This window comes from Kocuria tytonis (assembly GCF_003226895.2).
Taxonomy (GTDB): Bacteria; Actinomycetota; Actinomycetes; order Actinomycetales; family Micrococcaceae; genus Kocuria; species Kocuria tytonis.
In genome coordinates, this window is record NZ_PNJG02000003.1 from 86,194 (window position 1) to 112,719 (window position 26,526).

Below are 26,526 nucleotides of genomic sequence, written 5' to 3' on the forward strand. Positions count from 1 at the left end.
CGCGTGAGCGAGGGACAGGTTTCTCCCACCGTGCGTCCGGGGCACGCGTACGCCGGTGTGGTCATCCGCCTGCCCGATCCCGTGGGCAGGGAGCTGCAGGACTGGCGGGAGTCCTTCGGGGACGAGCAGGCGGGGACCGTGCCCGCGCACATCACCCTCATGATCTCCGCCCTGGAGGAGAACTGGGACGATCTGCTCGCCCACGTCCGCGCGGTGGCCGCCCGGTGGGAGCCGTTCCACGTGGAGATCCACGGAACGGGAACGTTCCGCCCCGTGACCCCCGTGGTCTACCTGCGCCTGGAACGCGGTTCCGAGCAGTGCGCGGCGCTGCATCGAGAACTGCGCAGCCACCGGATGGAGTCCGCCTCCCCGTTCGAGTACCACCCGCACGTGACCCTCGCGCACGGGACGTCGGACGAGGTGCTCGACCGGGCCCAGCAGATGCTCCGTGCCTACCGCGCGGCCTTCCTGGTGGACCGCATCCACCTGTACGAGGGGGACGAGCGCGGCGCGTGGCACGTCCGCGACAGCATCCCGCTCGGCGGAACGAGTGCGGACCACCGTGACGCGCACTGACCCACCCCCGGTGGTGCCCGCCCTCATCGACAGGGCAGGGCTCGAGGCCGAGCACCGGCGGCTGCGCGAGGTGCGGCGCGAACTCGCCGCCCACCACGCGCCCGCCGGTCGGCGTGCCGGCGCGTTCTGCGGGTGGGCGTTCGCCCGGTTCATGGCGCTGTTCCCCGCGCGTGCCGTGTCCCACTACATGTTCCACGGCGGCCCGCTCATGGCGGCGGGGCTCGCCTACCAGCTGCTCTTCGCCTCCACGGCGCTGCTGGTCATCTGCTTCGCGGCCCTGGCCACGTTCCTCGGGACGGACTCGCCCCTGCAGCAGACACTCGTGACGGGTCTCGCGACGAACATCCCCGGCCTGTTGGACGTGGGGGATGGCACCGGGGGAGTGATCCCGCTGCGGTTGCTCGAGGACACCGGGCCGTTCTCGGTGGCCTCGACCGTGGCGGCCGTCGTCCTGCTGTTCACGGCGTGGCGCTGGGTCGCCGGGATCCGGCTCGCAACCCGGCGGATGTTCGAGCTGCCCCCGGCGCCGGGAGTCCCCCTGGCGGCCGTACCGCGCGATCTCGCGTGGCTCGTGGTCATCGGGGTGCTGCTGCTCGCCTCCGCCACGGTGAGCGTCTTCGCGTCCGGCGCGGTGGACGGTGTGATCGGGTGGCTCGGGGACATCGGACTGACACGCGTGCAGCCCTGGCTGGACGGCGGCGTGAAGTCCGCCGTCACCTTCGCGGTGGGCCTGCTCGTGGACTGTCTGATGAGCCTCGCACTCGTCCGCGGGGTGGCGCAGCTGAAGCTGCATCGCAAGGCCCTGACGGTGACCGTCCTGGTCGGTGCGCTCGGGTCCCAGGCGCTGCGCTACGGAGGCAGCGAGATCATCGGCCGCACGGCGGACAACCCGTACCTGCTGTCCGTCGCCGTGCTCGTGGGTGTGCTGCTGTGGTTCAACGTCTTCGGCCAGATCCTGCTGTTCGCGGCAGCCACCGGCGCACTGGTCCAGGCCGACATCCGCGGTGCCCGCGCGCAACCCGAACGCGAAGCGCGGGCGGTCACCGTGGTGGCCGCCTCCTCCCTGCCCGACGCCGCCCGCGGCCCCGGTCCCGGGGATTCCTCCCGCATCCCCCGCTCCGCAGCCGGAAGCACAGCCGCGCGACGGCAGTGACGGCACCGGCACCGTGCGCGCGCCGAAGGAGCGTCGCGGCGGTGTGAGTGACGATCCCGCGCCGGGGGCCACGGGGGGCGTCCAATGGGGGCCCGGGTCACTACCCGTGCCTCCTGCGGGGTGCCGGGCGCACGTCGTGTCTCGCGGTGCCCGCCGACTCCGACCCCGATATGACGGCGGCCCCGGAATCCTCGTGGATTCCGGGGCCGCCGTCATTCAGCACGGTCGATCACAGCGCGGAGGCGAAGACCGCCTTCTTGACCTCGGCGATGGCCTTGGTCACCTGGATGCCGCGGGGGCACGCCTCGGTGCAGTTGAAGGTGGTACGGCAGCGCCACACGCCCTCCTTGTCGTTGAGGATCTCCAGGCGCATGTCACCCGCCTGGTCACGCGAGTCGAAGATGAACCGGTGCGCGTTCACGATGGCGGCGGGGCCGAAGTACTGCCCGTCCGTCCAGAACACCGGGCACGAGGACGTGCACGCCGCGCACAGGATGCACTTGGTGGTGTCGTCGAAGCGCGCGCGGTCGTCCTGGGACTGGAACCGCTCCCCGGTGGGGGTGTGGTCCTCGTTCACCAGGAAAGGCATGATCTCGCGGTAGGACTGGAAGAACGGCTCCATGTCCACGATCAGGTCCTTCTCGCACGGCAGGCCCTTGATGGGCTCCACCAAGATGGGCTTGGACAGGTCCAGGTCCTTGAGGAGGGTCTTGCACGCGAGCCGGTTGCGGCCGTTGATCCGCATGGCGTCGGAGCCGCACACGCCGTGGGCGCACGAGCGGCGGAAGGACAGCGAACCGTCCAACTCCCACTTCACCTTGTGCAGGGCGTCCAGCACACGGTCGGTGCCGTACATGGTGAGCGGCCACTCGTCCCAGTGCGCCTCGGTCTCGAACTCGGGGTCGTAGCGGCGGACCCGGAGCACGATGTCGTACGTGGGGATGGCCTCTTCGCCCGCGTCGTCGGTTTGCTGAGCGTCCTGGTTCTGGTTCTCGGTCACTGCAGTGGACATCAGTACTTACGCTCCATCGGCTCGTAACGGGTCATGACCACCGGCTTGGTCTCCTGACGGATACCCGCGGTGGCGGACGACGGGTCCTCGTACACCATGGAGTGGACCATGAAGTTCTCGTCGTCACGATTGGGGAAGTCCTCGCGGAAGTGGCCGCCGCGGGACTCCTCGCGATGCAGGGCGGCCACGGCCATCACCTTGGCGAGCTCGAGCAGGAAGCCCAGCTCCACGGCCTCCAGCAGGTCCAGGTTGAAGCGCTTGCCCTGGTCCTGGATGGAGATGTTGGCGTAGCGCTCCTCGAGCGCGGCGATGTCGTCCAGGGCCTTCTGGATGGTCTCGGCCGTGCGGAAGACCTGCATGTTCAGGTCCATGGTGTCCTGCAGGTCCTTGCGGATCGCGGCAACCTTCTCGTTGCCGTGCGGGCTGCGGGCGTTGTCGAGCAACGCCTCGGTGCGCGCCACGGCGTCGTCCGGGACGGGGAGGAATTCCGCGCTCTGGGCGTACTCCGCCGCGAAGACACCGGCGCGCTTGCCGAACACGTTGATGTCCAGCAGGGAGTTGGTGCCCAGGCGGTTGGAGCCGTGCACCGACACGCAGGCCACCTCACCGGCGGCGTACAGGCCGGGGATCGTGGTCTCGGAGTCCTGGAAGACCTCGCCCTTGATGTCGGTGGGGATGCCGCCCATGCAGTAGTGCGCCGTGGGGAACACGGGCACGGGCTCGGTGTAGGGCTCCACACCCAGGTAGGTGCGGGCGAACTCCGTGATGTCCGGGAGCTTGGCGTCGATGTGCGCGGGCTCCAGGTGCGTGAGGTCCAGCAGCACGTAGTCCTTGTTGGGACCGCAGCCGCGGCCCTCGCGCACCTCGTTGGCCATGGACCGGGCCACGATGTCGCGGGGCGCCAGGTCCTTGATGGTGGGGGCGTAGCGCTCCATGAAGCGCTCACCCTCCGAGTTGCGCAGGATGCCGCCCTCACCACGTGCGGCCTCGGAGACGAGGATGCCCAGCCCGGCGAGACCCGTGGGGTGGAACTGGACGAACTCCATGTCCTCCAGGGGCAGGCCGTTGCGGAACGCGATGGCCATGCCGTCGCCCGTGAGGGTGTGGGCGTTGGAGGTGGTCTTGAAGACCTTGCCGGCACCGCCCGAGGCGAAGACCACGGACTTGGCCTGGAACACGTGCAGCTCACCGGTGGCGAGGTCGTAGGACACCACACCGGCGGGGCGGCGGCCCTCGGGGGTGTCCACCATGATCAGGTCCAGGACGTAGTACTCGTTGAAGAACTCCACGTTGTGCTTGATGCACGTCTGGTAGAGGGTCTGCAGGATCATGTGACCGGTGCGGTCCGCGGCGTAGCACGCGCGCCGCACGGGGTTCTTGCCGTGGTCGCGGGTGTGCCCGCCGAAGCGGCGCTGGTCGATCTTGCCCTCGGGGGTGCGGTTGAACGGCAGCCCCATGTGCTCCAGGTCCAGCACCGCGTCGATGGCCTCCTTGGCCATGACCTCCGCGGCGTCCTGGTCCACCAGGTAGTCACCGCCCTTGACGGTGTCGAAGGTGTGCCACTCCCAGTTGTCCTCCTCGACGTTCGCGAGGGCGGCGCACATGCCGCCCTGGGCGGCGCCGGTGTGGGACCGGGTGGGGTAGAGCTTGGTCAGTACGGCAGTGCGGGCGCGCTGGCCGGACTCAATGGCGGCACGCATGCCGGCGCCACCGGCGCCGACGATTACCACATCGTACTTGTGAACCTGCATACCAGATGAACTTTCTACGTGGGTGAGTGAGACGAGCGAGGGTTCCGGCGCACGCGTCGGAACGGCCGAGAACGGTGGGACCTGTGGGTCCCACCGTTCATCGGGTCAGTGCGCGGAGCAGAAGGACGCCAGCAGCGAGGGGTCCGCACCGGCGGGGCAGGGCTCGAAGGTGAAGATCACCATGGTGCCCAGCAGGATGACGAATGCGGAGGCCACGAAGAGCAGGACCTTCAGCCAGAAGCGCGTGGTGTTGCGCGCGGCGTAGTCGTCGATGATGACGCGGATGCCGTTGGTGCCGTGGAGCATGGCCAGCCACAGCATGACGAGGTCCCAGACCTGCCAGAACGGGTTGGCCCACTTGCCGCCCACGAAGCCGAAGTCCACGGCGTGCACACCCTCGCCCACCATGAGGTTGACGAAGAGGTGGCCGAAGACCAGCACGATGAGCACGATGCCGGACATCCGCATGAACAGCCACGCGAACATCTCGAACCGGCTGCGGGAGGACCCGGCGCGGTTGTACTTGACGCCGTCCACCTCGAGGTCGCGGCTGCGGGGAACTTGGATCTTGGTCTTGAGAGGAGTGCTCACGGTATCAACCCCCGAAAACGACTGAAAGGTGACGGACAAGGAAGGGGATCATCACGATGACCCAGAGGGCGATGACGCCCCAGAGCAGACCCTTCTGGTGCTTGGTCCCGCCCTTCCAGAAGTCGATCAGGATGATGCGCAGGCCGTTGAAGGCGTGGTACACGATGGCGCCCACCAGGCCGGCCTCGCCAAGACCCATGATGGGGTTCTTGTACGTGGCGATGACTGCGTTGTAGGCCTCGGGCGAGACGCGCACGAGAGCGGTGTCGAGGACGTGGACCAGCAAGAAGAAGAAGATGGCCACGCCGGTGATTCGATGGGCGACCCAGGACCACATGCCGTACTGGCCGCGGTAAAGGGTGCCACTGGTTGAGTTCGCCACAGAATGTCCTCCCTGTGTCGCTCGTCGTCGTGCGCACTGGTGGTTCCTGGAAAACGGCAGCGTTCTCGCGCTGGTGCACGGCGATGGCGGAGCCCTGGCTGGCTCTGGCTTGAATGATGCGGTGGTTCTCCTCTAAAGATACCAGCCTCCGGGGAATTCACTGACAACATGTCGCCAACCGGGACCCGCGCGGGGACGGCGGTTCACGGCACCTCGGGCCGCCCGTGACGGAGGGTTCCGGGTGGTCCGCGCAGGGCCGTCGCGGACAGGAGCGAGCCCCTCACGGGAGGGTGGTGGCTCCCGGGGGCCGCGGCGGCGTCGTCGTGGGCCGGGGCGGCCCGCCCGGGTGCGCGCCCGGGGACGTCACAGGATGACGGTCCGCTGAACGGCGCGGGGCGGGCCGTACACTGACGGTCGTGACTTCGCCATTGCAACGATTCCATCCGTTCATTCCCGCGGGCGGCGTGGGCTCACGGCTGTGGCCCCTCTCCCGCGCGGACGCGCCCAAGTTCCTGCTGGACCTGACCGGATCGGGGTCCTCCCTGCTGCGCGCCACCTACGACCGGCTGGCCGGGCTCTCCGCCGGTCCCGTCATGGTGGTCACCGGCCGGTCCCACGCGAGTGCGGTGCAGGAGCAGCTGCCGGAGCTCACGAGCAGCGACCTCGTGCTGGAGCCGTCCCCCAAGGACTCCGCCGCGGCCATCGGGCTGGCGTGCACGCTCATCGCGCGGCGGGATCCCACGGCGATCATCGGCTCGTTCGCCGCGGACCACGTGGTGGAGCCCGCGGAGGCGTTCCGGGACGTGGTCAAGGAGGCGGTGCAGGCCGCGGACACCGGGCGCATCGTGACGATCGGCATCACGCCCTCGTCCCCGGCCACGGGATTCGGCTACATCAAGGCGGGGGAGTCGCTGGGGCTGCCCGAGGCGCCGCACGCGCTCACCGTGGAGCAGTTCGTGGAGAAGCCCGACGAGGAGACCGCACGCCAGTACGTGGCCAGCGGCCGCTACACGTGGAACGCCGGGATGTTCGTGGCACCCGTGGGCCTCATGCTGCGGTACCTGCGTACGAGCGAGCCCGAGCTCGCCACGGGCCTGGACCGGATCGCGGACGCCTGGGACACGCCCGGGCGCGACGCCGTGGTGGACGAGGTGTGGCCCACCCTCACCAAGACCGCCATCGACTACGCCGTGGCCGAGCCGGCGGCTGCCGCGGGCGACGTGGTCATGGTCCCCGGCGACTTCACGTGGGAGGACGTGGGGGACTTCGCGGCCATCAACCGCCTCAACAAGGTGGACCCCTGCACCGATTCGCAGGTCTCCATCCTGGGACAGAACAACAGGGTGCTCGCGGACGAGTCCTCGGGGATCGTGGTCTCGGACACCGGGCGGCTGATCGCGCTGATCGGGGTGGACGACATCGTGGTGGTGGACACCCCCGATGCGCTGCTGGTGACCACGGCCGAGCACGCGCAGCGCGTGAAGAACGCCGTGGACTCGCTCAAGCGCAACGGCGACACCGACGTCCTCTGACGGACCTGCCCCCACCACGGCATCGCGGCGGGACGCGCGGAAGGGGGCTCACCGGTCCGCGGCGGTACCCTGACAGGCATGTTGGATCTGCCTCTTCCCTCCGCCGACGACGTCGGGCTGCCCCCCGCGATCGGGCCGCTGCTGTCCCACTACCTCCCCGATCTGATCCGGTTCCGGCGCGACGTGCACCGGCACCCGGAGCTGTCCTACGAGGAGTACCGCACCACCGAGCGCATCGTGAACGCCCTGCAGGCCACGGGACTGCACCCCGTGCGGTTCGAGCGCACCGGGTGCTACGTGGACGTGGGGCGGGGGCCCGTGATGGTGGGACTGCGCGCGGACATCGACGCGCTGCCCCTGCTGGAGGACACGGGTCTGGAGTACGCCTCCATCAACGAGGGCGTGATGCACGCGTGCGGGCACGACATCCACACCACCGTGATGCTGGGCGTCGCCCGGGTGCTCGCCGACCTGCACCGCTCGTCCCCGTTCGCGGGCACCGTGCGCATCGTGTTCCAGCCGGCCGAGGAGAAGCTGCCGGGCGGGGCCCTGAGCATCATCAAGCAGGACGTGCTGTCCGGGGTGCCGCGGATGTTCGCGCTGCACTGCGAACCCAAGGTGGACGTGGGCCAGGTGGGCACCCGGATCGGCGCCATCACCTCGGCCTCGGACACCATCCGCATCGAGCTCTCCGGGCGCGGCGGCCACACCTCCCGACCGCACCTCACGGAGGACCTGGTGTACGCGATGAGCCAGATCGCGATCGACGTCCCCGCCGTCCTCTCACGGCGCGTGGACGCACGCTCGGGGGTGGCCGTGGTGTGGGGCCAGATCCACGCGGGGATGGCTCCCAACGCGATCCCCATGACCGGGTTCATGGCCGGGACCATGCGCTGCCTCGACGCCGATGCCTGGTACCAGGCGGGCGAGATGCTGGACGAGGTCGTGGGCCAGGTGGCCGCCCCGTACGGCGTCAACGTGGACCTCGAGCACATCCGCGGGGTTCCCCCGGTGGTCAACGGCGAGACCGAGACCACCCTGCTGGAGATCGCGGCGCGCGCCGAGCTGGGGGAGGACAGCATCCTGCTCGTGGAACAGTCCATGGGCGGGGAGGACTTCGCGTGGTTCCTGCAGCACGTGCCCGGCGCCATGATGCGCCTCGGCACGCGCGAACCCGGGGGGCGCACCTACGACCTGCACCAGTCCGACTACGCGCCGCAGGAGGAGGCGATCCGCTGCGGCGTCCAGGTGATGGCCTCCGCGGCGCTGCGGGCCGTCCGGCTGCGGGTGCGGGAGCTCTCGGACGAGGTGGCCGCCCCCGGCCCCGGGCAGTCCTGACACGCCCGCCCCTGGCGCACTCACGGGTACTTCCCGGGCTACACTGGGCGCAGCTATGATCCAGGTCACTGTCCGGGTCGCTGCCCGATAACCGGGTGGTGACCCGCCCGGCGCGGTCGCACCGTCGCCACGACGTCGTGGGGCATCCCGGATCCGGGCGGTCGAGGAGCACACCCCGCAACGCGGCGGCGTCGCCCGTCGACCACGACCGCAGGGCTCCCGCCCCGGTCCGCAACCGCACAGCATCCCCCAGCCCGACTGACCGGAGGACCCCATGACCACTCGACGTTTCCGCACCCTGGGTGCGCTCGGACTGGCCGGGGTCACCGGTCTCGCACTCGCCGGCTGCGGCGCCGCACCGGAGAGCTCCGGGGACAGCAGCGCCCAGGCCTCCGATTTCAAGGGCTGCATCGTCTCCGACGACGGCGGCTTCCAGGACCGCTCCTTCAACCAGAGTTCCTACGAGGGCCTCAAGGCCGCCGAGGAGCATAAGGGCATCAAGACCAGCCAGGCCGAATCCCAGTCCGAGACCGACTTCGAGCCGAACCTCACCTCCATGGCGCAGCAGGGCTGCAACCTGACCGTCTCCGTGGGCTTCCTGCTCGCGGACACCACCAAGAAGGTGGCCCAGGCCAACCCGGACAAGCACTTCGCGATCGTGGACGACAGCTCCATCACGGCGGACAACGTCAAGCCGATCGTCTACAACACCGCCGAGGCGGCGTTCCTGGCCGGGTACCTCGCGGCAGGCACGTCCGAGACCGGCAAGGTGGCAACCTACGGCGGGATGGACATCCCCACGGTCACGGTGTTCATGGACGGCTTCTCGGACGGCGTGAAGTACTACAACGAGAAGAAGAAGAAGGACGTGAAGGTCCTCGGCTGGAACAAGGACTCCCAGAACGGCACGTTCCTCAGCTCGTTCCAGGACTCCTCGAAGGCCAAGACCGTCACCCAGAACCTGATCGGCGACGGTGCCGACGTGGTTCTGCCCGTGGCCGGCCAGGCCGCGCAGGGCACTGTGGACGCGGTGACGGAGGCCAACAAGGGCAACAAGAACGTGCGCCTGATCTGGCCCGACACCGACGGCTACGAGACCCTTGATTCTGGCAAGGAGTTCCTTCTGACCTCTGTGCTCAAGGAGATGTCCAAGTCCGTGGAGGACGTCGTGACGCAGGCTGCGGACGGCAAGTTCGACAACAAGCAGTACGTGGGGACCCTGGAGAACGGCGGCGTGGGCCTGGCCCCGTACCACGACCAGCAGGAGAAGGTGGGTGCGGAGCTCGACAAGGAGGTCCAGCAGCTGAAGCAGGACGTCATCGACCGCAAGGTCACGGTGGAGTCCAAGAACGCGCCCAAGTCCTGACCGGCAGCACCGGCAGGAGCCCGCAACGTGCAGCTGAAACTGACGGACGTCACCAAGCGGTTCGGTGACTTCACCGCCAACAACCGCGTGAGCCTCACGGTCGAACCCCATCAGATCCACTGTCTGCTGGGCGAGAACGGCGCGGGCAAGTCCACGCTCATGAACGTCCTCTACGGTCTCTACGAGCCCACGTCCGGCACCGTGGAGATCAACGGTGCCCCCGCCCACTTCTCCGGTCCCGGCGACGCCATGGCGGCAGGGATCGGCATGGTGCACCAGCACTTCATGCTGGTGCCGGTCTTCACGGTGGCGGAGAATGTCGCCCTGGGTCACGAGAGCACCCGCGGGATGGCGCTGGACCTGAACAGCACCCGGGCGAGGATTCGGGAGATCTCCGACCGTTTCGGTTTCGCCGTGGACCCGGACGCCGTGGTGGAGGACCTTCCCGTGGGCGTCCAGCAGCGCGTGGAGATCATCAAGGCGCTCGTCCGGGACGCCGAGGTCCTGATCCTGGACGAGCCCACGGCCGTCCTCACCCCGCGCGAGACGGACGAGCTGCTGCAGATCATGCGCCAGCTGCGGGACAACGGCACGTCCATCGTGTTCATCTCGCACAAGCTGCGGGAGGTGCGCGCGGTCTCGGACGTGATCACCGTGATCCGCCGCGGTGAGGTGGTGGGACGAGTGGGTCCGGAGACCGCCACGGACGAACTCGCGGCCCTCATGGTGGGCCGGGACGTCTCGCTCACGGTGGCCAAGGAACCGTCGCTCGCCACGGGCGCGGCACTCGAGGTGCGGGATCTCACGGTTCTCGGGGACAACGGCGTCGTGCTGCTGGACGGCGTGGACCTGGACGTCGCACCCGGTGAGATCCTCGCCGTGGCGGGTGTGCAGGGCAACGGCCAGACCGAACTCACCCGGGCGCTCGTGGGGCTCGAGAAACGGGTCAGCGGCTCCGTACGGCTCGCAGGCCGGGAACTCACGGGACTGCGCACGCGCGAGGTCCTGGCCCACGGTGTGGGCTTCGTGCCCGAGGACCGCTCCACGGACGGCCTGGTGGATTCGTTCTCCGTGGCCGAGAACCTCGTGCTCGACCGCTACCGCGAGCGCGGCTTCGCGGCGGGTCCGTCCCTGCGGCGCAGGGCGATCGCAGAGCACGCCCGGTCCGAGGTGGGCGAGTACGACATCCGCGCCGGATCCGTGGACTCACCGGTGGCCACGCTGTCCGGCGGCAACCAGCAGAAGGTCGTGATCGCCCGCGAGCTGGGGCGGCCCCTGAAGCTCTTCGTGGCATCCCAGCCCACGCGCGGTGTGGACGTGGGCTCGATCGAGTTCATCCACCGGCGCATCGTGGCGGAGCGGGACAGGGGCACCGCCGTGCTCATCGTCTCCACCGAGCTGGACGAGGTCTACGCACTCGCGGACCGCATCGCGGTCTTCTTCCACGGCCGGCTCATGGGGATCGTGGGGCCCGAGACCCCCCGAGGAGCACTGGGACGCATGATGGCCGGCGAACCCGCGGACGCGGTCCTGCCACCCGCGCCGTGGGACGGCTCCCGCAGCGGGCACGGCGACACCGGTGGGCCCACCGCGCACGACCTCGTCCCGTCCGACGCGGCGCCGCAGCCCGGATCGAGACCGTCGCACCCGGGCGCGAACGTCCCGGCGAGTCCCCGCGACCTCGCGACCGAGCCGTCCGACGACCGACCCGAGGGGAACCGCACCGCATGAGCGCGAGCACCGCACCCGCCACGACCGATCAGGTCTCGGCGCCGCCGCCCACCGAACTCGCCGCCGGCGATCACCGTCGCACTCTGCTGGGCACGGCCCTGCAGTCGGTCCTGGCCGTGGTCACGGCTCTGATCCTCGGCGGTCTGCTCATCGCCATCACGGATGAGAAGGTCCGTCACGCCGCCGGGTACTTCTTCGCCCGTCCCGGGGACACGCTCTCCGCAATGTGGCACGCGGCATCCGGAGCGTACGCGGCCATGTTCCACGGCGCGGTCTACAACCCGGACGGTGCCACTGTCGCCGACTCCCTGTACCCGCTGACGGAGACGCTCACCGTGGCAACCCCCCTGATCCTGGCGGGTCTCGGCGTGGCGCTCGCGTTCCGTGCGGGGCTGTTCAACATCGGCGCGCAGGGTCAGATCCTGATCGGGGCAACCCTCGCGGCATGGGTGGGCTTCTCGTGGCACCTGCCGGCCGGTCTGCACCTGCTCGCCGTGGTTGCGGCTGGTGCGCTGGGGGGTGCGGTGTGGGGCGGCGTCGTGGGCCTGATCAAGGCCCGGACGGGCGCGCACGAGGTCATCCTGACCATCATGCTCAACTACGTGGCCCTGAATCTCGTGGCGTGGTTGCTGAGCCTGCCGGGGTTCCAGCGGGAGGGGTCCTCCAACCCCGTCAGCCCCGCTGTGGACGGGACCGCCATGTTCCCCAAGCTGCTGGGCGACCACTTCCGCCTGCACTGGGGATTCGTGGTGGCAGTCCTCGCGACCGTGGCCGTGGCGTGGCTGCTCGAGCGCTCCACCGTGGGCTTCGAGCTGCGCGCCGTGGGCGCCAACCCCCGCGCCGCCCGTACCGCGGGGATCTCCGTGACCCGCGGTTTCGTGGTGGTGATGCTCCTCGCGGGCATGCTGGCGGGACTCGCGGGCACCGCGCAGGTGGCCGGTACGGAGCACTCCCTGACCTCGGGGATCGCTGCGTCCTTCGGCTTCGACGCCATCACGGTGGCGCTGCTGGGCCGGTCCACCCCGTGGGGCACCTTCTTCGCGGGCATCCTCTACGGGGCGTTCCGCGCGGGCGGGGTGACCATGCAGTCCATGACGGGCACCAACATCGACATCGTGCTGGTGGTGCAGTCCCTCATCGTCCTGTTCGTGGCCCTGCCCCCGCTCATCACCTTCGCCACCCGCCGCTCCCAGGAGGTCGCCGCGTGAGCACCGCCACCGCGTCCCAGCCGTCCCCCCGCGGACCCGGTGCCGCCGGGCCGGTTCCGGGTCCCGCGCCCGACGCCGAGCTTGCCACCTCCGCAGCCAACCGCGCCGTGGGCGTGAGGACATACCGCCCGGCCACGGGGCTGGGCGTGCTCGCGCTGGTCTCCTTCGCGGTCTTCGCGCTGCACGCCTCCTCGCGGGCGGTCCGGTTCCGGTTCTCGGGGGACGGCGACGTCGTGCGGCTCCCGGACGCGGAGGTCGCCGCAGCGCCCTACGCGTGGGCGGTCACGATCGTGCTGGTGGCCCTCGCCGGGTACGCCGCGGTGCGGGCCCGGAAGCTGCCGCGGTGGGTCGTGGCGCTCGCGGGCTTCTGTTTCGTGACGGGCTTCCTGGTGTGGATCGTGGGCACAGCCCAGACACCCAGTATCTCCGTGACGGCGCTGCTGGCCGGTTCCGTGGCGCTGGCCACCCCGCTCGTGTTCGGGGCGCTCGGGGGCCTGCTGTGCGAACGTTCCGGGGTGGTGAACATCGCGATCGAAGCGCAGCTGCTGTTCGGCGCGTTCTCGGCGGCGATCGCCGCCACCGTTTCGGGCAGCGCCTGGGTGGGACTGCTCGCCGCGATGGCGGGTTCCGTCCTGGTGTCCGTGCTGCTCGCGGTGTTCGCCATCCGCTACCGCGTGAACCAGGTGATCGTGGGCGTGGTCCTCAATGTCCTGGTGTCCGGGCTCACGGGGTTCCTCTTCGCCACCGTGCTGCAGCCGAGTGCCGCCGCGTTCAACACCCCGGAGCGGTTGCCGCACGTGCGCATCCCCGTGCTCGCCGAGATCCCCGTGGTGGGCCCGGTGCTCTTCGACCAGTCGGTGATCGGCTACATCATGTACGCGGCGGTGGCCGTGGTGTGGTTCGCACTCCACCGCACCCGGTGGGGTCTGCGCACCAGAGCGGTGGGGGAGCACCCCAAGGCCGCGGACACCCTGGGCGTGTCCGTGAACGCCCTGCGCACCCGCAACGTGCTGCTCGGCGGGGCCGTCGCGGGCCTGGGCGGGGCCTTCTACACACTGGTCTCCGTCTCCGCATTCACCCGGGACATGACTGCGGGGTCCGGGTACATCGCCCTGGCCGCGCTGATCTTCGGTCGGTGGAACCCGGTGGGCGCGCTGCTGGCCTCCCTGCTGTTCGGCTTCGCCTCCAACCTGGAATCCATTCTGTCCTTCCTGGGCACCCCCGTGCCCAGTCAGTTCCTGGCCATGCTGCCGTACGTGGTGACCATCATGGCGGTCGCGGGACTCGTGGGCAGATCGCGTGGTCCGGCCGCTTCCGGGGAGCCCTACCGCAAGGAATAGGGAAGGCGGGGGCTACCATCCCCCACAATGGAGGCGGACAGCCGCACGATGCACCGAGGAACAGGAGCGACCATGCCAGAGACGAACACCACCGTGGACGAGCGCGTGTGGGAGCGGCTGCAGGACGCGGCCCGGGGGGCGCTGCAGCACTCCTATTCCCCGTACTCACGCTTCCCGGTGGGCGCGGCGGCGCTGGTGGACGACGGCCGGGTGGTCACGGGGGCGAACATCGAGAACGCCTCCTACGGGGTCACCCTGTGCGCCGAGTGCTCCCTCGTGAGCGCCCTGTTCATGTCCGGCGGGGGCAAGCTGGTGGCCTTCGTCTGCGTGGACGGGCAGGGCGAGGTCCTGATGCCGTGCGGTCGCTGTCGGCAGCTGCTGTACGAGCACCGCGCTCCGCAGCTGCAGCTGCTGACCGTGAGCGGCGTGCGCTCCATGGACCAGGTGCTCCCGGACGCCTTCGGGCCGGAGAACCTCTAGTCCGGTTCCCCTCGCGGCCCCGTGGTGGGCGGCGGCCGTGGCCTCCCGGCCCGGAACGGGGCACGGGGTGCCGCATATACTTTGCACGAAACCGAGCCCGGCTCTGGAAGGGAAACATTCACGTGGGTTTGAGAGATCTGTTCCGCAGCAACAAGCACGACACCCCGAGGCCGCAGCCGTCCCCCGGTGCGCGTCCCTCCGACCCCGCAGCCGATCGTGCTCCCGGATCGGATCCCGAGGCGGCCCCCCAGCAGGGGGAGCGCGGTCAGGACGCCCCCCGTCGTCGCACCGAGCCCGAGGCGACCCCGCTCCCCGAGAGCGGCGCGCTGCGCAACCTGGTGGAGCTACTGCTCTCCCGCGGCGCCCACCGTGCGCGGCTGACCCTGGTGCAGTCCGGCAACATCATGACGCACCAGACCCGCCAGGCCGTGGGGGACGCCCAGGACGAGGTGGAGAACGGCACCGTGGACCAGGGTTCGCCCCTGTTCGACGACGTGGCGGACCTCTACACCCAGGCCATGAGCACTCCCGTGGGGCCGTGGCGGCAGCTGGACCTGGTGGTCTCCGCCCCCGATGGCGACCGGCGTGACATCACGGTCACCTACGACTTCCCCAACGGGGAGTCCCGCACCGAGCACTACGCCCACGGGCGGGCCCGCTCCGACGCGGCGCAGCAGGACCCCGGCGCCGTCGAGACCACCGCCGGTGCGGACCACGAGCGGTCCCACGGCGCCGACCGGGGCGACCACGAGCGTACGGGCGGCGCCGCTGCGGGTGGCCTCGCCGCCGGCGGCGCGGCGGGTGCGAGTCTCGGGGCCGCGGGCACCCGCGACGCCGACGACGCGGACCGCCAGGCCACGACCGGCTCGGTCACTGCAGATGACACGACGAACGGTGCCAACGCCCGCCGCACGGCGGGCGGCGACGGCGGCGCCGCCCACGACGACGCCGTGCGCGTCGTCGACCACGAGCGGGCCGAGCCCGCCGCCGACGGCGACGTGGTGGCCGGCGGCCACACCACCCCGGTGGTCGTGGCCGGCACCGAGGCCCCCGAGCATGGCGCCGCCGCGACCCCCGGTGACCAGCAGCGGGATCACACGACCGGTGCCTCGGAGCACCCCGGCACCGCAGCCGGCGCCGCTCAGGCCCACGAGCTCCAGGACGCGCCGCTCGATGCCACGGACCCGCACGGGTCCATCGGCGATCCCGAGGACGAGGCGCACCGCGGCTCCGAGGACCTCGACCGTCCCACGGAAACCGTCGATACCGGCCACCCCGCGAGCGCCGCGGTCGCGGACCCGATGACCGGGCAGCCGGGCGTCGTGGATCCCACGGGCGAACCATTCACCGGCGAGACCTCCACCGCCGGCGCGCAGGAGCTGCCCGCCCACGTGGACGAGTCCGCGTTCGGTGCCGACTCCGCGGAGTCCCTCGTGCCCCCGGCCGTCACCGAGGACGACGACGATCCCGCGGGCGCACCGCAGCTGGCCACGGCCACCGACGTGGCGCCGTCCTACCGGGCCCCCGCGCCCGAGCAGGAGCTGGACCCGAACGCCCTGGCACCGGGCAACCTGACCCTGACCGTGGGCGACGTCGTGTCCCGGCTCGCGGACGCGCAGCGGCACCTGTTCGGCCCGGAGGGCACGGCGCGGGACGTCTCCACCGTGCTGATCCGCGTGCGCGCCCTGGGCACCTACTACGACGCCCTGACCCACGTGCGCCTCAACGGCTTCTGGGACCAGCGCCCCACGTTCGACCTCGTGCCCGAGGAGCAGCTGCGGGTCCAGGAGCTCAAGGACGACTCCTACGTGGAGGGCTCCGGCGCACCGCTGGCCATGATGTTCCGTTTCCGTCCGGGGGTTCCCCCGGAGGTCACGTTCGACTACTCGGACGAGGAGGCGTTCGTGCGCTACGAGCAGCGGCTGCCGGGCCAGAACTACCTGGAGGAGCTGCGCATGTACCCGCGCACCGGCTCCAACATCCCGCAGCACGTGAACGAGGCGCTGCAGGACTGGAACTACTGAGCATGACCGCACGAACCACTGCCGAGGGCCCCGTCCGCACCACGGACGGGGCCCTCGGGCCACACGCCCTCATCTGTCTGCACGACCACCTGGACGGCGCCCTGCGCCCGGGCACGATCGTGGAGCTCGCCGCGGCGGTAGGCCACGAGCTGCCCACCACGGACACGGAGGCCCTGGGCCGGTGGTTCCGCGAGAACGCGGACTCCGGCAGCCTGCCGCGCTACCTCCGGACGTTCGAGCACACGGTGGCGGTGACCCAGACCGCCGACGCGCTGCAGCGGGTGGCCCGCGAGTACGTCGAGGACTGCGCTGCGGAGGGCATCGTCCACGCCGAGGTCCGCTGGGCGCCCGAGCAGCACGTGGCCGGGGGGTTGGACCTCGACGCCGCCGTGGCGGCCGTGCAGGCGGGTCTCGCCGAGGGGATCGCGGCCGTTCGGACCGCGGGCGGGCACATCTCCGTGGTGCAGATCCTCTGCGCCATGCGCCACCTGGACCGTTCCCTGGAGATCGCCCGGCTCGTGGTGCGCCACGTCCGGCAGGGCGCGGCGACGTCGCCCGCCGCCGGGACTCCGGCAGCCCGGGCTGCCGCCGGGGAGGTCACCGGGGCAGGCGCTTGTGCCGAAAGCGGGCCGGGGACGATGCCGCCCGGCGCCGTCGCCGGGGAACCGGCACCCGGTGCGGTGGTCGCGTTCGACCTCGCCGGGCCGGAGGACGGGTTCCCCGCGTCCGAGCACCGGGCCGCACTGGAGCTGCTGAGCGCCCATCGCATCCCGGTGACCCTGCACGCCGGGGAGGCCGCGGGGGCGGAGTCCATCGCGGACGCCCTCGATGCCGGGCGCGCCCTGCGCGTGGGCCACGGCGTGCGGCTGCTGGACGAGGACCCGGACGGGAACGCGCCGCTGAGCCGGTGGATCCGAGACCGTCAGATCGCCCTCGAGGTCTGTCCGCGCTCCAACCTGCAGACCGGCGCGTGCGCCGCGTGGGGGACGGGCCTCGCGGAGCATCCCGTGACCCGCATGCTGCGCGCGGGCTTCGCCGTGACCATCTCACCGGACAACCGACTGATGAGCGGGACCTCGGTGACCCGTGAACTGGACGGACTGCGTGCCGAGGCCGCGTGGTCGCCGGCGGACGAGCTGCGGGTGCAGCGCAACGCGGCCCGGGCCGCCTTCGTGCCCGTGGCCTACCAGCAGTGGCTGGAGCGCCGGGTCGCGGGGGAGTGCGCATGAGCGACGGATCGCGGAAGGAGACCGGCGGTGGCCGCACGGCGAGCGAGCAGACGCCGGGCCGGGAGCCGGTGACCCCGGAGCAGTCGGGCCGGCGGGAGGATGCCGCGGCGGTCGGCCCGTCCCACCGCGGCGCCGAGTTCGAGCGGCTGCTCGCGGTCATGGACCGGCTGCGCTCCCCGGGCGGCTGTCCCTGGGACGCCGAGCAGACCCACGAGTCGCTGCTGCGCTACCTCGTGGAGGAGACCTACGAGGTCGTGGAGGCCGTCGAGAGCCCCGAACCCCCCGCGCGGCGTCGGGACGCACTGGTGGAGGAGCTCGGGGACGTGCTGCTGCAGGTGGTCTTCCACTCCCGCATCGGGGAGGAGCACGAGCCCGCGCAGCGCTTCGACGTCTCGGACGTGGTGGCCGCCGTCACGGACAAGCTCGTCCGGCGCCACCCCGCCGTCTTCGGCGAGGACGTGCTCACCGCCGGGGTCGGGGGTGCGGTGGCGCCCGCCCCGCCCGCGCGCGCCGCGGACCCGGGCGACGGTTCCCGGCGCGCGTCCGGTGACCGGGGTCAGGAACCCGCCCCGGCGGCGTCGCCCCCCGGCGGTGCGGAGCGCCCCGGCACCGCGGAACTGGCCGCCCGCTGGGACGCCGTGAAGCGGGCGGAGAAGCCGCAGCGCACGCGCATCTTCGACGGCATCCCGCCCGCGCTGCCCGCGCTGGCCCTCGGGGAGAAGGCACTGTCCAAGGCCAGGCGGCACGGTGTGGCGGGGGTGCCGCCCACGGGTCCGGAACCCGCACCGGAGCAGCGCGAGGCGGCCGAGCGGGAACTGGGCGACGAGCTGCTGCGGCGCGTGGCCGAGGCCTCCGCGCACGGTCTGGACGCGGAGCGCGCGCTGCGTGGGGCGGTGCGCCGGTTCGTGGCGGAGAACGACGGCCCGCTGGCCGGCTGAGCGCCGGGCCCAGCGGTCCGCGACGCCTCGGCGGTGAGTGGTGCGGGAGCGCCCGTGCACGGCCCGGGCCGGCATCCCGTGAGCGGGGGCCGAGTGCGGATCGCGGGGACCCGTGAGCGCTCGGTAGGCTGGGTCCCGGGGCGTGACACGCTCCACGGGTCGACGACCGACAAGGAGATTTTCATGGCAATGATCATTGCGCTGCAAGCCCGCCAGATCCTGGATTCCCGCGGCAACCCCACGGTCGAGGTGGAGGCGCTGCTCGAGGACGGCAGCTTCGGCCGCGCAGCGGTTCCCTCGGGCGCGTCCACGGGTGAGTTCGAGGCCGTCGAGCGCCGCGACGGTGACAAGAAGGTCTACCAGGGCAAGGGTGTCCTGGACGCCGTGCGCGCCGTGGACGAGGAGCTGGAGCAGGTCGTGGTGGGCCTGGACGCCTCCGACCAGCGCGCCGTGGATCAGGCCATGCTCGAGCTGGACGGCACGGACAACAAGGCCAAGCTGGGCGCCAACGCCATCCTGGGCGCATCCATGGCCATCGCCCGCGCCGCGGCGAGCTCCGCGGACCTCGAGCTCTACAAGTACCTGGGTGGTCCCAACGCCCACGTGCTGCCGGTGCCCATGATGAACATCCTCAACGGCGGCTCCCACGCGGACTCCAACGTGGACATCCAGGAGTTCATGATCGCGCCGATCGGCGCTCCCACCTTCTCCGAGGCACTGCGCTGGGGCGTGGAGGTCTACCACAGCCTCAAGTCCGTGCTGAAGGACCGTGGCCTGTCCACCGGCCTGGGGGACGAGGGCGGTTTCGCGCCGAACCTCGAGTCCAACGCCGCCGCCCTGGACCTGATCCTCGAGGCCGTCGAGAAGGCCGGCTACACGCCCGGCCGCGACATCGCGCTCGCCCTGGACGTGGCCTCCTCCGAGTTCTTCGAGAAGGGCCAGTACACCTTCGAGGGTCAGAAGCGTTCCGCCGAGGAGATGTCCGCGTACTACGCCGACCTCGTGGCGCAGTACCCGCTCGTGTCCATCGAGGATCCCCTGGACGAGGACGACTGGCAGGGCTGGGCCACCCTCACCGAGCACATCGGCGACAAGGTCCAGCTCGTGGGCGACGACCTGTTCGTGACCAATCCCGAGCGCCTGGCCCGCGGCATCGACCAGCACGTGGCCAACGCCCTGCTGGTCAAGGTCAACCAGATCGGCTCCCTCACGGAGACCTTCGACGCCGTGGAGCTCGCGCAGCGCAACGGCTACCGCTGCATGATCTCCCACCGCTCGGGCGAGACCGAGGACACCACCATCGCGGACATCGCGGTGGCCGTGAACGCGGGCCAGATCAAGACCGGTGCCCCGGCCCGTTCCGAGCGCGTGGCCAAGTACAACCAGCTGCTGCGCATCGAGGAGGAGCTGGGCGACTCCGCGAGCTACGCGGGTGCCTCCGCCTTCCCGCGCTTCACCGCGGAGTAGGCGCAGGTGGGCGCCGCCCGCGCCCCTGCCGGCCACCACGACGCCGCCCGGTCCCGTTCGCGGGGCCGGGCGGCTCGCCGCTGCGGGTAGACTGACCGAGCACGATCCGCCCCACCACGTCACCCGGGAGGTACGCATGGCCGGACCCCGCCCCCGGATCCCCCGGCGCTCCCCGGGCCCCGCGGACGACGCCGTGCGGGACACTCCTCGGCGCGCTCCGCACGGCCCCGACGGGGACACCCACGACTCCCTCGACGGCTCCTCCACGCTCGCGGCCCCCACCCCCGCCCACTCGTTCAACGGGCGGCTCGTCGCCCTGGTCGTGGTGGTCACGCTCATCGTGTTCCTGGCAGCCCCCACCGCGAAGATCTTCCTCGACCAGCGGGCCCAGATCTCCGAGTTGCAGGCGAGCATCGCCCACGAGCAGGAGCGCCAGCAGCAGCTCAAGCGCGAGGAGCAGCTGTGGGGGGACGACTCCTACGTGGAGCAGCAGGCCCGCGAGCGCATGTCCTACGTCAAGCCCGGGGAGAACGCCTACGTGGTGCTCGGTGCGCAGCAGGACACCCACCAGGCCGTGGAGTCCTCGGCCGAGCAGGTGGAGGCTGGCAAGCCCGCGTGGGCGGACGGACTGTGGCAGTCCGTGGTGGACTCCGCCTACCCCCAGCAGGACATCACCCTGGAACCGGACGCACGAGAAAGCAGTGACCAGTGACCGCAGCGCCACCGAACGACCCGACCGTCTCCCCGCAGGACCTCACCGTGGTGGGCCACCAGCTCGGCCGTCCGGCGCGGGACGTCGTGGAGATCGCGGCGCGCTGCACGTGCGGCAATCCCCTGGTGGTGGCCACCGCTCCCCGCCTGGGCAACGGGACGCCGTTCCCCACGGTCTTCTACCTCACGCACCCCGTGATCACCGCGGCGGTCTCCCGGCTCGAAGCCGAGGGCGCCATGTACGCCATGACGGACCGCGTGGCCACGGAACCCGAACTGGCGCGCCGGTACCGGGCCGCGCACGAGGACTACCTGGCCCAGCGGCGTCGGATCGGGGAGGCCGCGGGCACCGGGGAGGTCCCCGAGATCGAGGGCATCTCCGCCGGGGGCATGCCCGCGCGCGTCAAGTGCCTGCATGTGCTGGTGGGCCACAGCCTGGCCCGCGGCCCCGGGGTGAACCCGCTGGGGGACGAGACCCTCGAGGCCATTGCCGAGACCTGGTCCCCGCAGCGCTGCGCGTGCGATCCGACCTGGCGCGAGGGCGACTGAGCCCTGACCCCCTCGCGTGCCGGCTCACCCGGTGCCGCCGTTGGCGTGACGCGCGTCGGCCGGCGCGGCCCGCGGCCGGGCCCGGCACGCCCGGCACCTGCACCACCGCAACCCGAGATTCCGACACCTGCACCTTCGAGACGAGGACACCTGCTGCCATGCGCGTTGCTGCCATCGACTGCGGTACCAATTCCATCCGTCTGCTCATCGCGGACGTCGTGGGGGACGAGCACCACCCCGCGCTCACGGACGTGGTGCGCGAGATGCGCATCGTGCGCCTGGGCCAGGGCGTGGACGCCACCGGGTGGCTCGCCGAGGCCGCGCTGGAGCGCACGTTCGCCGCGGTGGACGAGTACGCCGCGCTGATCGCGCAGCACGGCGCGGACCGCGTGCGCTTCGTGGCCACGTCCGCCACGCGCGACGCCGGGAACCGGGACGTGTTCGTGGCGGGGATCCGCTCCCGCCTGGGCGTGGTCCCGGAGGTCGTGAGCGGGGACGAGGAGGCGGCGCTGTCCTTCCGGGGAGCACTGAACGCGGCCCCGGACCTGGACTCCCAGGACCGGGTGCTCGTGGTGGACCTCGGCGGCGGTTCCACGGAGTGCGTGCTGGGAACGCCCCGCGAGGTGCTGGCCGCCAAGAGCGTGGACGTGGGCTGCGTGCGCATGACCGAGCGCCACCTCGGCTCCAACCCTCCCACGCAGGAGCAGCAGGACCACGTGCTGCGCGACGTGGACGAGGCCATGGACGTGGTGGCGCGCACCGTCCCGCTCGGCGACACCACGCGGCTCGTGGGTGTGGCCGGCACGGTCACCACCGTCACCGCCATGGCCCTGGGGCTGGACCACTACGACGCCGACCGCATCAACGGCACCGAGCTGGACATCGCGACCGTGGACCGGGCGTGCCGCGAACTCACCGGGATGACCCGGGAGCAGCGCGCCGCCCTCGGCTTCATGCACGAGGGCCGCGTGGACGTGATCGGCGCCGGCGCGCTCGTGTGGCGCCGCGTCGTCGAACGCGTGGCGGAGGCCACCCGCGGCAGGGTCGGCACCGTGACCGCGAGCGAGCACGACATCCTGGACGGCATCGGGCTGTCCCTGGTGGCCTGACACGGCGGGCGCCCGCGTCGTCGCGGCGCGCGCAGCCAGGAAGAACGGGGCCACGCCGCACGCGGGCCGGGACACGAGGACACGCGGGGAGCTGAGGGCACATGACCGGACGTTCGAGGGTGCGCGCCGCGCTGGCGGGCACCGCCGCCGGGCTGCTGCTGGCGGGGGCCGCCGCCGTCCCGGCGCTCGCGCGGGAGCCCGCGGTGCCCGCGCCGGCGCCGTCCGTCCCCGTGGAGACCCCCGTGGCCCCACCGCCCGGGGACGGCAAACCCGCCGTGGACAGCGTGGACATCCAGCAGCGCGAGTACTGGCTGGACGACTACGGCGTGCGCGAGGCCTGGAAGTCCGCGACCGGCAAGGGCGTGAAGATCGCCGTGATCGACACCGGCGTGGACGGCACCCACCAGGACCTCGGGGACGCCGTCGGACCGGGCACGGACGTCTCCGGCGTGGGCCGGGCGGACGGGCAGGAGGGTCTGGGTGCGGAGCCGGAGCACGGGACGCTGGTGGCGTCCCTCGCGGCCGGGCGCGGCCACGGTGCCCCGACCGGGAACGGTCCGGGACACCGGGAGGGGATCCTGGGGGTCGCGCCGGAGGCGGAGATCCTGCCCGTGTCACTCGGGCTCGGCGTGCAGGATCCCGGCGTGCGGGACGTGGACGAGCAGATCCCCCGGGCGGTCCGCTGGGCGGTGGACCACGGCGCGAACGTGATCAACATGTCCGTGGGCTCCGACTCCACCGCGTGGCCGCAGTCCTGGGACTCGGCGTTCGCGTACGCGGAGGAGAAGAACGTGCTCGTGGTGGCCGCCGCGGGCAACCGTGGATCCGGACTGAACCAGGTGGGGGCACCCGCGACGATCCCGGGGGTGCTCACGGTGGGAGGCGTTGACCGCTCGGGCCGTGCGAGCTGGGACTCCTCCTCGCAGGGCATCTCCATCGCGGTCGCCGGTCCGAGCGAGGACATGGTGGGCGCCATGCCCGGCGACGGGTACGCGCAGTGGTCCGGGACCTCGGCCACCGTGCCCCTGGTCTCGGGCACGGCGGCGCTCGTCAAGCAGGAGCACCCCGATCTCACCGGCGCCCAGGTGGCCCAGCGCATCGTGGCGACCGCGCACGACGCGGGGGAGAAGGGCAAGGACCCCCTCTACGGCTACGGTGTGCTGGACGTGGCGGCGGCCGTGACGGCGGACGTGGAGCCCACGGACGAGAAGCCGCTGGGCAGCATCCGGCACTGGATCGAGCAGAACCGCCCGCAGAGTGCACCGCCCACCGCGAGCCCCACGTCCGGCACCGCGGCGGGGGACACCGAGCAGGTCACGCAGGAGGCCACCCCGCCGGTCGCACAGCCCCCGCTCAACGAGACGGGTGCGCTGCCCGTGGTGGTCCTCGCGTCCTTCGGCGTGGTGGTGGCCGGGCTGACCGTGGCCGCGGTGCTGCACATCCGTCGGCTGGCCCGCTGATTTCACGATCGGCACACAGCACCGCCGGACACACCGTCACCAAATGACCCGCGCCGTGGGTAAACTTCGGGTCATGGCTTTCAATCAACTTGCTAAGGACCGTCCGCGCCTTCTCATCGTGGGTGGCGGCTACGCCGGTTTCACCCTCGCGCAGAAGCTGCAGACCCGCATCAAGGAGTCCGGCGGCGTCGTCACGGTGGTGGACCCCAATCCGTACATGACCTACCTCCCGTTCCTGCCGGAGGTCGCGGCGGGCAACGTCGACGCCCGCTCCGCCGTGATCTCGCACCGCCAGCACCTGCGTGACTGCGAGCTGATCGACGGCCGGGTGGAGCACATCGACCACGCCAACCGCAAGGTCACCATCCGCGGCATCGACGCCGGCCCCGAGTTCGAGCTGCCCTACGACGACATCGTGGTCACCGGTGGGTCCAACACCCGCACGTTCCCCATCCCGGGCCTCGCCGAGAAGGCCATCGGCATGAAGACCATCGAAGAGGCCGTGTCGGTGCGCAACTGGGTGCTGGAGCGCATCGAGACCGCGTCCCTCACCGACAGCGAGGAGGAGAAGCGCCAGGCGCTGACCTTCATCGTGGTGGGCGGCGGCTACGCCGGCTCCGAGACCGTCGCCGAGCTCGAGGACATGGCCCGCTCCGCGGTGGAGCGCAACGACCGGCTGCGGGTCTCGGACCTGCGGTTCGTCCTCGTGGAGGCCATGGGTCGGATCATGCCGGAGGTGTCCAAGGAGCGCGCCGAGAAGGTCGTGGCCGAGATGCGGGCCCGCGGCATCGAGGTCCTGCTCAACACCTCCATCTCCGAGGTGGACGGTGACGTGGTCAAGCTCATGAACATGGGCGACAAGTCCCCGGCCGGGGACCTGGCCACCGACACCCTCATCTGGTGCGCCGGTGTGCAGGCCGCGGCGTTCGTCAAGAACAGCGACTTCCCCGTGGACGAGCGCGGCCGCGTGCGCGTAGGTGCGGACCTGCGCGTGACCGGTGACGACGGGCCCCTCGAGGGCGCCTGGGCCGCCGGTGACATCGCCGCGGTCCCGGACCTCACCGGCTCGGGCCCCGGCGGGTTCTGCGTGCCCAACGCCCAGCACGCCGTGCGTCAGGCGGCGACCATGGCCAAGAACATCGTGGCGGCCCACAAGGGCGAGCCCCTCGAGGACTACTACCACGAGAACCTCGGTTCCGTGGCGGGCCTGGGCCTCTACAAGGGTGCCGCCACCATCCGCGGCGTGGACCTCGGCGGCCTGCCCGCATGGGCCATGCACCGGCTGTACCACGGGTACGCGATCCCCACGGTGGAGCGCAAGGTGCGCGTGTTCACGGAGTGGGGCATCAACATGATCTTCGGCCGTGACACCACGGCGCTGCGTCACCTGCACGATCCGCGTCGCGCGTTCCTCAAGGCCGCGGGGGAGAACGTGCCCACCGCGCGGGCCCGCCTCTGACGCACTTCCCGCATGACCCGGTGGGGTCGCGCTCCGGCGCGGCCCCACCGTCGTCGTGTGCGCCCCCATGGCCCAATCGGCAGAGGCAGCGGACTTAAAATCCGCTCAGTGTGGGTTCGAGTCCCACTGGGGGCACGTTCGCCGGTCCCCGGCACGACCGGCACGTCCCGGGCAGCTGGCAGCATGCCGGGAACCTGTTCGCCCTGCAGGAACTCACGGCCGCCCGTCACCGGGCGCTGTTAGCCTGGTGGAACAGCTCGAACACGCCCTCGAAAGGACGTCACATTGGCCGGCGGAAACCCCCTCCTCAACGACTTCGGCAAGAAGAACGCCACCACCGCACCGGGCAGCTACCAGGATCCCCGGTACTCACCCGAGCAGCTGGAGCGCATGTACAATGCTCCCGCCGCCGGCCCGGCACGCACGGGCCGCATGAGCTACGACGATGTCGTGATGCGCACCGCGCTCGTGCTCGGCTGCGTGGTCGTGGCCTCGGTGGCCGGCTGGTTCATGCCCGTTCTCGCCCTGCCGGGCGCGCTCGTCGGGCTTGTCCTGGGCCTGGTGAACTCCTTCAAGCGTGAGCCCAGCCCCGTGCTCATCATCCTGTACGCGCTGGCCGAGGGTCTGTTCCTGGGCGGTGTCTCCGGCATCTTCGAGTCCGCCTACCCGGGAGTGGTGGTGCAGGCCGTGATCGGCACCCTGGCCGTGTTCGGCTCGGTGCTCGTGCTCTACAAGACGGGCGTGCTGCGCTCCTCCCCGCGCGTGACCAAGTTCTTCATGGTCGCCATGATGGCGTACGCGATCTTCGCCCTCGTCAACCTGGGCACGAGCCTCATCGGCGGCTACAACATGCGCACCGATGCCACCATCGCGGGCATCCCGCTGGGACTCATCGTCGGCGCCGTGGCCATCCTGCTCGCGGTGTACAGCTTCGTGCTGGACTTCGAGAACATCACGGACGGCGTCGCGCGGGGCATCCCGCAGAAGGCGGCATGGTCCGCCGCCTTCGGCCTCACGGTCACCCTGATCTGGACCTACGTGGAGATCCTGCGGCTGCTCTCGATCATCCGTTCCATGAGCGACTGATCCCTCACCGCACCGGAGCCGACCGGCGCCACCG

The 26,526-nt window shown here is 71.2% G+C and carries 23 protein-coding genes and 1 tRNA gene; 20 read left to right on the forward strand and 4 right to left on the reverse strand.

Translation table 11 applies throughout. From position 1 onward, the window contains the following. The first annotated feature begins 3 nt into the window (after window positions 1-3). Window positions 4-576 (forward strand): 2'-5' RNA ligase family protein, encoded by a 573-nt coding sequence (locus C1C97_RS09605; protein WP_110919496.1) that lies wholly within the window; start codon window positions 4-6, stop codon window positions 574-576. Next, window positions 563-1,729: a YihY/virulence factor BrkB family protein gene (locus C1C97_RS09610; RefSeq protein WP_110919497.1), complete on the forward strand. Its 1,167-nt coding sequence runs from the start codon at window positions 563-565 to the stop codon at window positions 1,727-1,729. Before C1C97_RS09605 ends, C1C97_RS09610 begins: the two co-directional genes overlap by 14 nt. 229 nt (window positions 1,730-1,958) lie before the next feature. Here C1C97_RS09610 and C1C97_RS09615 read toward each other — a convergent pair whose 3' ends face one another. From C1C97_RS09615 to sdhC, 4 genes are all read right to left on the reverse strand, one after another. Then, entirely contained in the window at window positions 1,959-2,741 is a 783-nt protein-coding gene (locus tag C1C97_RS09615; protein ID WP_121031552.1) for a succinate dehydrogenase iron-sulfur subunit, read from the reverse strand. After that, entirely contained in the window at window positions 2,741-4,492 is a 1,752-nt protein-coding gene (gene sdhA / locus C1C97_RS09620; RefSeq protein ID WP_110919499.1) for a succinate dehydrogenase flavoprotein subunit, read from the reverse strand. Before sdhA ends, C1C97_RS09615 begins: the two co-directional genes overlap by 1 nt. Before the next feature lie 105 nt (window positions 4,493-4,597). Beyond that, a complete protein-coding gene (locus tag C1C97_RS09625; RefSeq protein WP_110919500.1) occupies window positions 4,598-5,083 on the reverse strand; it encodes a succinate dehydrogenase hydrophobic membrane anchor subunit in 486 nt (161 codons plus the stop codon). A gap of 4 nt (window positions 5,084-5,087) precedes the next feature. Further along, window positions 5,088-5,465 (reverse strand): succinate dehydrogenase, cytochrome b556 subunit, encoded by a 378-nt coding sequence (gene sdhC, locus C1C97_RS09630; RefSeq protein ID WP_110919501.1) that lies wholly within the window; start codon window positions 5,463-5,465, stop codon window positions 5,088-5,090. Between the two features lie 416 nt (window positions 5,466-5,881). Between sdhC and C1C97_RS09635 the strand changes: the two genes are divergently transcribed. The 18 genes from C1C97_RS09635 to C1C97_RS09720 all read left to right on the forward strand — a co-directional run bounded on the left by C1C97_RS09635 (window position 5,882) and on the right by C1C97_RS09720 (window position 26,492). Beyond that, window positions 5,882-6,997 (forward strand): mannose-1-phosphate guanylyltransferase, encoded by a 1,116-nt coding sequence (locus tag C1C97_RS09635; protein ID WP_110919502.1) that lies wholly within the window; start codon window positions 5,882-5,884, stop codon window positions 6,995-6,997. A 78-nt stretch (window positions 6,998-7,075) separates the two neighbouring features. Further along, on the forward strand, window positions 7,076-8,335 hold the full coding sequence (locus C1C97_RS09640) for an amidohydrolase (protein ID WP_121031554.1): 1,260 nt from the start codon (window positions 7,076-7,078) through the stop codon (window positions 8,333-8,335). A 274-nt stretch (window positions 8,336-8,609) separates the two neighbouring features. Next, window positions 8,610-9,701, forward strand: a complete 1,092-nt coding sequence (locus C1C97_RS09645; protein ID WP_110919504.1) for a BMP family lipoprotein — start codon at window positions 8,610-8,612, stop codon at window positions 9,699-9,701. Between the two features lie 27 nt (window positions 9,702-9,728). Beyond that, window positions 9,729-11,432, forward strand: a complete 1,704-nt coding sequence (locus C1C97_RS09650; RefSeq protein ID WP_110919505.1) for an ABC transporter ATP-binding protein — start codon at window positions 9,729-9,731, stop codon at window positions 11,430-11,432. Then, complete coding sequence (locus C1C97_RS09655) at window positions 11,429-12,640, forward strand: ABC transporter permease (RefSeq protein ID WP_110919506.1); 1,212 nt, start codon at window positions 11,429-11,431, stop codon at window positions 12,638-12,640. Before C1C97_RS09650 ends, C1C97_RS09655 begins: the two co-directional genes overlap by 4 nt. Beyond that, entirely contained in the window at window positions 12,637-13,980 is a 1,344-nt protein-coding gene (locus C1C97_RS09660) for an ABC transporter permease (protein WP_110919507.1), read from the forward strand. The genes C1C97_RS09655 and C1C97_RS09660 overlap by 4 nt, the downstream gene beginning before the upstream one ends. 72 nt (window positions 13,981-14,052) lie before the next feature. Further along, complete coding sequence (locus C1C97_RS09665; protein ID WP_110919508.1) at window positions 14,053-14,460, forward strand: cytidine deaminase; 408 nt, start codon at window positions 14,053-14,055, stop codon at window positions 14,458-14,460. Between the two features lie 122 nt (window positions 14,461-14,582). Next, window positions 14,583-16,484, forward strand: a complete 1,902-nt coding sequence (locus C1C97_RS09670) for a hypothetical protein (protein WP_121031556.1) — start codon at window positions 14,583-14,585, stop codon at window positions 16,482-16,484. Between the two features lie 2 nt (window positions 16,485-16,486). Next, the gene (locus C1C97_RS09675; RefSeq protein WP_121031558.1) at window positions 16,487-17,713 is read left to right on the forward strand and encodes an adenosine deaminase family protein; all 1,227 of its coding nucleotides are present in this window, start codon (window positions 16,487-16,489) and stop codon (window positions 17,711-17,713) included. Continuing rightward, window positions 17,710-18,651, forward strand: a complete 942-nt coding sequence (locus C1C97_RS09680) for a MazG nucleotide pyrophosphohydrolase domain-containing protein (protein WP_121031560.1) — start codon at window positions 17,710-17,712, stop codon at window positions 18,649-18,651. The genes C1C97_RS09675 and C1C97_RS09680 overlap by 4 nt, the downstream gene beginning before the upstream one ends. 183 nt (window positions 18,652-18,834) lie before the next feature. After that, window positions 18,835-20,118: a phosphopyruvate hydratase gene (gene eno / locus C1C97_RS09685; RefSeq protein WP_121031562.1), complete on the forward strand. Its 1,284-nt coding sequence runs from the start codon at window positions 18,835-18,837 to the stop codon at window positions 20,116-20,118. 136 nt (window positions 20,119-20,254) lie between these two features. Next, entirely contained in the window at window positions 20,255-20,830 is a 576-nt protein-coding gene (locus C1C97_RS09690) for an FtsB family cell division protein (protein WP_121031564.1), read from the forward strand. After that, window positions 20,827-21,378, forward strand: coding sequence for a DUF501 domain-containing protein (locus C1C97_RS09695; protein WP_121031566.1), 552 nt, complete (start codon window positions 20,827-20,829; stop codon window positions 21,376-21,378). The genes C1C97_RS09690 and C1C97_RS09695 overlap by 4 nt, the downstream gene beginning before the upstream one ends. Window positions 21,379-21,536: 158 nt before the next feature. Next, window positions 21,537-22,487: a Ppx/GppA phosphatase family protein gene (locus C1C97_RS09700; RefSeq protein ID WP_110920703.1), complete on the forward strand. Its 951-nt coding sequence runs from the start codon at window positions 21,537-21,539 to the stop codon at window positions 22,485-22,487. A gap of 101 nt (window positions 22,488-22,588) precedes the next feature. Next, window positions 22,589-23,947: a S8 family serine peptidase gene (locus C1C97_RS09705; protein WP_121031568.1), complete on the forward strand. Its 1,359-nt coding sequence runs from the start codon at window positions 22,589-22,591 to the stop codon at window positions 23,945-23,947. A 73-nt stretch (window positions 23,948-24,020) separates the two neighbouring features. Then, window positions 24,021-25,406 carry an NAD(P)/FAD-dependent oxidoreductase gene (locus C1C97_RS09710; protein ID WP_121031570.1) on the forward strand — a complete coding sequence of 462 codons (1,386 nt, stop codon included), beginning with the start codon at window positions 24,021-24,023 and terminating at the stop codon, window positions 25,404-25,406. Between the two features lie 61 nt (window positions 25,407-25,467). Then, window positions 25,468-25,541: transfer RNA gene (locus C1C97_RS09715), tRNA-Leu, on the forward strand. A gap of 150 nt (window positions 25,542-25,691) precedes the next feature. Then, a complete protein-coding gene (locus C1C97_RS09720) occupies window positions 25,692-26,492 on the forward strand; it encodes a Bax inhibitor-1/YccA family protein (protein ID WP_121031572.1) in 801 nt (266 codons plus the stop codon). Window positions 26,493-26,526: the final 34 nt, after the last annotated feature.

Excerpts from the sequence above, each read along its gene's own strand:
- C1C97_RS09665 (WP_110919508.1), top strand. The coding sequence starts at position 14,053 with ATGCCAGAGACGAACACCACCGTGGACGAGCGCGTGTGGGAGCGGCTG.
- sdhA (WP_110919499.1), bottom strand. The coding sequence starts at position 4,492 with ATGCAGGTTCACAAGTACGATGTGGTAATCGTCGGCGCCGGTGGCGCC.
- C1C97_RS09690 (WP_121031564.1), top strand. The coding sequence starts at position 20,255 with ATGGCCGGACCCCGCCCCCGGATCCCCCGGCGCTCCCCGGGCCCCGCG.
- C1C97_RS09640 (WP_121031554.1), top strand. The coding sequence starts at position 7,076 with ATGTTGGATCTGCCTCTTCCCTCCGCCGACGACGTCGGGCTGCCCCCC.
- C1C97_RS09655 (WP_110919506.1), top strand. The coding sequence starts at position 11,429 with ATGAGCGCGAGCACCGCACCCGCCACGACCGATCAGGTCTCGGCGCCG.
- C1C97_RS09675 (WP_121031558.1), top strand. The coding sequence starts at position 16,487 with ATGACCGCACGAACCACTGCCGAGGGCCCCGTCCGCACCACGGACGGG.
- eno (WP_121031562.1), top strand. The coding sequence starts at position 18,835 with ATGGCAATGATCATTGCGCTGCAAGCCCGCCAGATCCTGGATTCCCGC.
- C1C97_RS09710 (WP_121031570.1), top strand. The coding sequence starts at position 24,021 with ATGGCTTTCAATCAACTTGCTAAGGACCGTCCGCGCCTTCTCATCGTG.
- C1C97_RS09700 (WP_110920703.1), top strand. The coding sequence starts at position 21,537 with ATGCGCGTTGCTGCCATCGACTGCGGTACCAATTCCATCCGTCTGCTC.
- C1C97_RS09615 (WP_121031552.1), bottom strand. The coding sequence starts at position 2,741 with ATGTCCACTGCAGTGACCGAGAACCAGAACCAGGACGCTCAGCAAACC.
- C1C97_RS09680 (WP_121031560.1), top strand. The coding sequence starts at position 17,710 with ATGAGCGACGGATCGCGGAAGGAGACCGGCGGTGGCCGCACGGCGAGC.
- C1C97_RS09705 (WP_121031568.1), top strand. The coding sequence starts at position 22,589 with ATGACCGGACGTTCGAGGGTGCGCGCCGCGCTGGCGGGCACCGCCGCC.
- C1C97_RS09645 (WP_110919504.1), top strand. The coding sequence starts at position 8,610 with ATGACCACTCGACGTTTCCGCACCCTGGGTGCGCTCGGACTGGCCGGG.